The 5,284-nt window shown below is 42.3% G+C and carries 7 protein-coding genes; 6 read left to right on the top strand and 1 reads right to left on the bottom strand.

The features are described from left to right. The first annotated feature begins 229 nt into the window (after positions 1-229). Complete coding sequence (locus HI950_RS35170; RefSeq protein WP_169091694.1) at positions 230-442, top strand: alpha/beta-type small acid-soluble spore protein; 213 nt, start codon at positions 230-232, stop codon at positions 440-442. A gap of 296 nt (positions 443-738) precedes the next feature. Here the strand turns inward: HI950_RS35170 and HI950_RS35165 are convergent, their stop codons facing one another. Further along, on the bottom strand, positions 739-1,704 hold the full coding sequence (locus HI950_RS35165) for a helix-turn-helix transcriptional regulator (RefSeq protein WP_169091696.1): 966 nt from the start codon (positions 1,702-1,704) through the stop codon (positions 739-741). 108 nt (positions 1,705-1,812) lie between these two features. Here HI950_RS35165 and HI950_RS35160 point away from each other — a divergent pair, with 108 nt between their 5' ends. The 5 genes from HI950_RS35160 (at position 1,813) to HI950_RS35140 (ending at position 5,169) form a co-directional block, all read left to right on the top strand. After that, complete coding sequence (locus HI950_RS35160; RefSeq protein ID WP_169091707.1) at positions 1,813-2,292, top strand: GyrI-like domain-containing protein; 480 nt, start codon at positions 1,813-1,815, stop codon at positions 2,290-2,292. Between the two features lie 23 nt (positions 2,293-2,315). Further along, positions 2,316-2,738, top strand: a complete 423-nt coding sequence (locus tag HI950_RS35155) for a DoxX family protein (RefSeq protein WP_169091698.1) — start codon at positions 2,316-2,318, stop codon at positions 2,736-2,738. A gap of 200 nt (positions 2,739-2,938) precedes the next feature. Continuing rightward, the gene (locus tag HI950_RS35150) at positions 2,939-3,418 is read left to right on the top strand and encodes a GyrI-like domain-containing protein (RefSeq protein WP_169091700.1); all 480 of its coding nucleotides are present in this window, start codon (positions 2,939-2,941) and stop codon (positions 3,416-3,418) included. A gap of 24 nt (positions 3,419-3,442) precedes the next feature. Beyond that, the gene (locus HI950_RS35145) at positions 3,443-3,907 is read left to right on the top strand and encodes a phage tail protein (RefSeq protein WP_169091702.1); all 465 of its coding nucleotides are present in this window, start codon (positions 3,443-3,445) and stop codon (positions 3,905-3,907) included. Between the two features lie 1,004 nt (positions 3,908-4,911). Continuing rightward, complete coding sequence (locus HI950_RS35140; protein ID WP_169091704.1) at positions 4,912-5,169, top strand: hypothetical protein; 258 nt, start codon at positions 4,912-4,914, stop codon at positions 5,167-5,169. Positions 5,170-5,284 lie beyond the last annotated feature (115 nt).

The following is a 5,284-nucleotide window of genomic DNA, read 5'->3' as shown; positions in this document are numbered from 1 at the left end:
GAAAGCAGCCAGAGCAATTGCGAAAGGGCTGGAGGATTACTTCAGCAAGTAACTACATTCTTGATCGCAGAAGTGCATACCGTCAGCTTTGGGCGGTCTGTTTTTTTATAAGGGTCCCGCCATCAAAACGTGGATTTCGCAAAAAGTTCAAAATTTCTGCAAAAATTGAGGTATAAAAATCAAATCAATCCACAAAATAACTTCACATCCAACTAGGGAGTGAATATACATGAGCAGAAAAAGTCTAGTCGTTCCACAGGCACAAGCAGCACTTGACCAAATGAAATATGAGGTAGCTCAACAATTTGGAATTCAATGGTCTGCAGATGGTTACAATGGGAATATGACTACTCGTGATGCGGGTACTATTGGTGGAAACATCACAAGAACATTAATTCAAATTGCAGAGCAATCCCTTGGCTCAGGTGTAAGAAGATTCTAAGTAGGGGTCCCGCCAAACGTTTCGTACGCATGGCAAAGCACCGATAAATAAAGGTTCCGCGGAAAAGATCCTCGGGACCTTTTTCTGTGTTCAGATTTAGTTCAGAGAGCTATCATAGATAGGAAACGCTGATTAAATAATGAAATTAACAAAATGCACATTATGTTACGTTGAAGATTAGCCGCGGGGAACCGTACCAAAAATAGAGCGAATTGCAAGATAAACCTAATAAGAATGATCGAGACTATGCCATCGCTTTATCTGCGATGAGCTTTACAGGCGGTAGTTATGGTCAATTACTTGTTCCCTAGAACATCCACTCTCTCCGGTAATCCTTCTACAACTTCTTTCGGTATTTCCCTGACCTTGATATCTCCACCTAAGAAAAGCAGCCAATTTGTTATTTCGGCCAATTCCTCCTCATGATGAACATTGATAAAAGTCTTTAAAATAGCCGTGGTTTGATAAGGATTCGTGTATGAAATTGTAATTTTTAATGGATGGTACTTTTTGAACTGGGCAATCGCCTTGGGACCTAGTTCGAGGACTAGGTTGATGGCTTCTTCCTGCTTGCTTAGCTGTTCGACAATCTTCTTCTTGCTTATTCTTTTTTTCTCGGGGTATGGTTTGACTTCGGTGAGATTGTCGACAGGAATTATCCGCCTCTTTTCCTTCTCTAGGTCGAAACCTTCAATTTGCCAAGAGCTTTTTTCACGATATAGGTGCATGAGGTAGATGGGATAAGACTTTATTTCCCTTCCTTCTTCGACGGAAACCACTAAGTAGCTGTCCATAAGAAGGGATTGGATGAGTTGTTCTAACATAGGATGGGGCAGATCTGATAGATCAAGCAGGTCAGGATTGTGGGGGTTGGTACCTTCGAAGAGCAAGATTTGATTTAACAGAACAAGATCATCTTGCTGGTTTTGAGAGATGAGGCCGAGCAACTTTTCCGCTAAAGAGTGGCGACTCTTGAGATAAGGGAGTTGTAGATTTCGTGTGGCCATGAACGCGATAAAAAGCGCTTTAATCTCATTATCGGTAAAGCGGACAGTGGGCAGGACGGAGTTGTTCATCACAAAATAACCCCCGTCCCTCCCGACTTCGGCGACTAGAGGCATTCCCATTGCTTCAATTTCCCTGATATCTCTAATCGCCGTCGAACGGGAGGTGTTAAACTCATGCATGATTTCCGAAATGGTAAAATGGGCGCGGTTGTTGATGTACCGCATGATGATGTTAATCCGTTCTACTTTTTTCATCGGGCCCCCTAAACAGTGTCATATTTTGAAATGATTTATGGTTATTATAAACCCATCAAGTGAAAAAAACAAAATAACTTGATCAATTCAAAAAAAGGAGCTTGGATGATGGCAGTATATACCCTTGAGGAAAAAGACGGCTTTAGCGTACTAGGTATTGGAATGGAACTGAAGAGCGATTACACGGACTATGCCGGTATGAACAAGGAGAAGGAAAACTTTTGGCGGACAGTGGAGCAGGAGGGAAGGCTTGACGCTTTAAAGGCTGTCGCTGCGAACGACTACATCTTTGCTGTAAACGAATTGGTAAACCGCAAGAGGATGTATTATGCCGGCGTCATGACAGAAGCATCGGTACCAGAAGAACACAGAGTGATCCATTTCCCTAAGGGACAGTACCTCGTCATTAAAGGCGAAGGGAAGACGGCTGATGAGTTGAGCAGTATGCTTACCGGCATTGCCTTCGGTCAAGTCTTGCCGGAAGCCGATAACTTCGCCTATGTCGGCGGGCCCAATGCAACGGTTGAGATGGGGCAGCGAGACGGCCTTGTATATGGGGAAATGTGGATTCCGGTTGTGAAGAAGTAAACGAGATCAAAGGAGGAATAGGAATGAGTACGATTATCGGTAATGAAAAAATTGCGAAGGTTGAATCCCGCCCTATTGGAAGGATGGCCGCTTATTGGACCGTCACAATCATTCTCGCATTCTCTATTGCATTAAGTGGTATCGGGCAATTGATGCGATATGGTGGCAATGTCGATTTAGTGACCGATATTGGTTTCCCGTTATATGTCACGAACATTCTCGGAACTTGGAAATTGCTTGGAGTCATTGCGATCGTAATGCCAGGTTTCCCCCGGCTTAAGGAATGGGCTTATAGCGGCATCTTTTTTCTAATGACGGGTGCGGCCTTATCTCATGCGTTCGCTAATGATTACGGAGATGGTGGATTCCATATTATTCTTCCGCTTTTCTATGCCGCGCTCGGCATCGCCTCCTGGGCGCTGCGTCCGAAAAGCCGCAGACTCTAATGGGGAGTAAAGTTGACGCTAGTCCATTCGTTAATCCGATAGACTTCTACTACCAAAAATATTAATATGAGGTAGGTTGTGCTGTGGGAGAGAATAATCGGAAGCCCTCTAAACGGTATCATATTTTGACATGATTTATGGGTATTATTAAACTATCAAGTAAATAAACTTTGATCCATTCAAAAAAAGGAGCTGGGATTATGGCAACGTATACCTTTGAGGAAAAAGACAGCTTTATCGTTCTTGGTATTGGAACGGAGCTGAAGAGCGATTACACAGATTATGCCGGCATGAACAAGGAGAAGGAAAACTTTTGGCGGGCAGTGGAGCAGGATGGAAGGCTTAACACGTTAAAGGCTGTCGCTGCGAACGACTATATTTTTGCCGTAAACGAAGCGATAAATCACAAGATGATGTATTATGCTGGCGTCATGACAGATTCATCGATACCGGAAGAACACAGAGTGATCCAATTCCCTAAGGGACAATACCTCGTCGTTAAAGGTGAAGGGAAGTCGGCTGATGAGTTGAGTAGTATGCTTACTGGCATTGCCTTTGGTCAAGCTTTGCCAGCAGCCGATAATTACGCCTATGTTGGCGGGCCCAATGCAACGGTTGAGATGGGGCAGCGAGACGGCTTCGTATATGGTGAAATGTGGATTCCGGTTGTAAATAAGTAAACGAGATCAGCAGGAGGAATGAGGATGACCTATATCGTTGAGTTTAAAAATGTGTCTACGGTTGGTTTAGAGTCTTCACCAGTAGCAGAAGCGCTTGCTGGTTTACGTGCTAATGAAGCCCGTTACTTTATGAACAAATACAAGCATGAATTTACGGTTGTACCAGCTGACGAAAGCCAGGAGACCCTTGATTATGTGAACCGAATTCTGAAAGAAGAACGGGATATTGAGTTTGCGGCCAAACCTCTAGAAACGGCGCGTTTTCAAGTGGAAAATATCCAATTTGCCTACGTTTTTTATGAGGATGGTCTTGGGATCAATGTCATGTATACGGTTGATGACCCTAAAAAGCGGGCTGTAGGTTTTAAGCTTTCTGAGGGAATGGAGGTACCAAAGGAGTTAGAAGGGAAGTTTAAGTTTGCTAGGCAGAAGTCCAAACTAGCTGGGACAATTCGAGGTTCGTTCTTTGTCATTAAAGGACAATATTAAGGTATCGAGTGTGATAGATATAAGCCCTTATTCCGAATGGAGAATAGGGGCTTATCTATTTTCTAAACAATAACGTACAAGTAAAGCGAAATATGGCACACCACGAACGCGTCTAGGCGCGAGTATATTCAACTGCGCAGAGAGTCGGGTTCCTTTGATTTCGCCCTATAGATGTTACGCTGAACCGTATCATAAGTAGGGCGAAATTTTTTTGTGTTATGTTTCCTAATACGGTGCATGCGGAGCGAGCGGCGACAGTTAAGGCTACAACGGGGGATTGAGAAACAGGAGGGGCAGAGGAGTAATCCATTTACCTCTTCTTTTTTTATTTGAAGATTGCTTGTTTCTTCAACAATGCATCTTTTCGAGGATTTTCCTTCTATTCTATCAGGATAATAACATTCACGTCTGATTAATTTATGAATGATACACAAGTCAGTTTTGTATCATTCGGGAAAATGTTCTCAACTCTATTGGGTTTCACTGGTATCGAAGGGTTGGGAGAAAATAGTGGAGCAACGCTTACCTTTATTTATAAAGGACGCATTCTTTCTATTCGATCAGAATTAGAGGAATATTATAAAAAAAAGGGTTGGAAATAAGTTCTCATCTTGTTACGCTTACGGCTGTTAAATCGAACATAACTGTTGGAAATGCTGACAACGTTAATCCAGGTGACATAGTTACTGCCTATGGTTTTCCTCACTCAGATTTAGGTAGAATTGTTTTGACACAGCAGACTTGCGAAGTTGGTGCGAAAATCTTGCTTAGTTCAAACAAAATCAAATCCAAACATCTTGTGCTAAATATCCAAGCAAGACCGGGGCAGTCCGGAGGCCCAATAATTCGTAATTTAAATGGCACATTGATTCTGATAGGTGTGCTCATTGGTGCTTACGTTCCGAGCATTAATGGAGGTATTAGTATAGGTGGTTGACCCGCAGACATTACACCAGACAACCCATATGCTGTTTCAGCTGAATATTTAGAAAGGATGTTATAAAATGACAACTCTAAATTCATTTTTTATTGAACAAGAAGAATCAAGTTGGTTATATGCATTACCTACTTACCAAAAAGATATTGTAGCCGAGTTATTATCTTCTAATTCTCTAGAGGAGGTTGCAGTAGCATGGCTTGATGCATCTGTCGGAAATACATCTCCTTTTAGTGCGCAACCTCAATCAGAAAAAAAATATTTTAAATTACTTAAGATTGAGGCCCATAAATTGCTTTGCGGAAATCCTGAGTATGCTCTTTAATTGGATTAACAAGTATAATGGTCATAGCAGCTTAAAATCCTATAAAGGGGAAACAAAAGCTATGACAATAGGTCGCTCTACGACTTGGCAAGAAAGGATCGAGATTGTCCAGTAT

The sequence above is a fragment of the Paenibacillus sp. PL91 genome, assembly GCF_012935325.2.
Classification (GTDB): Bacteria; Bacillota; Bacilli; order Paenibacillales; family Paenibacillaceae; genus Pristimantibacillus.
This window is presented reverse-complemented; position numbering and strand designations above follow the sequence as displayed.